This is a genomic window from Actinomadura keratinilytica (assembly GCF_039539665.1).
Lineage (GTDB): Bacteria > Actinomycetota > Actinomycetes > Streptosporangiales > Streptosporangiaceae > Spirillospora > Spirillospora keratinilytica.
The window spans coordinates 1-539 of the sequence record NZ_BAABDO010000302.1 but is presented as its reverse complement, the minus strand read 5'-3'; the positions used below and the strand labels follow the sequence as shown (position 1 = coordinate 539).

General features: G+C 70.1%; 1 protein-coding gene. It reads right to left on the bottom strand.

The genetic code is table 11. The annotated features are described in order from the left end of the window. Positions 1-539 (bottom strand): GntT/GntP/DsdX family permease (locus ABD879_RS32825; protein ID WP_486303750.1); only part of this gene is annotated, 539 nt, incomplete at both ends.

Below are 539 nucleotides of genomic sequence, written 5' to 3'. Positions count from 1 at the left end.
GTGGCGATCCAGAATCCCGAGTCGTTGATGTGCGAGAGCGACACCGAGCCCAGTCCGATGGCCAGGATGATCAGCGCGGTCTGGAGGCTCGTGAAGTCGCCCGTCGCGACGGTGCCCTGGACGATCCCGGCAGCGGAGAGGGTGGCGACGGTCCCGGACCCCTGGGCGACCTTGAAGGCCAGGGCGAGCAGGAAGGCCAGCAGCAGGATCGGCACGCCGGCGTCCAGCAGCAGACCCGAGACGGCATCGCCCACCCCGGTCTCGGTGAGCACTTCGGCGAACACGCCGCCGGCACCGGTGACCAGGATGACGATCGCGGCGGGACCGAGAGCGCCGTCCATGACCTCGCTGATCTGCTGACGCCCCCAGCCGTACATGGTGCCCAGCAGGTACATGGCGGCGAGGGTCGCGACCAGGAGGGCGAGGGCGGGGGCCCCGATGAACGACAGCACGCTCGCGGCCGTGGAGCCCTCGACGGTCACGAGGGTGCCGACCGTGCCGCAGGCGATCATCACGATGGGCAGCAGGATGAGCGCGAC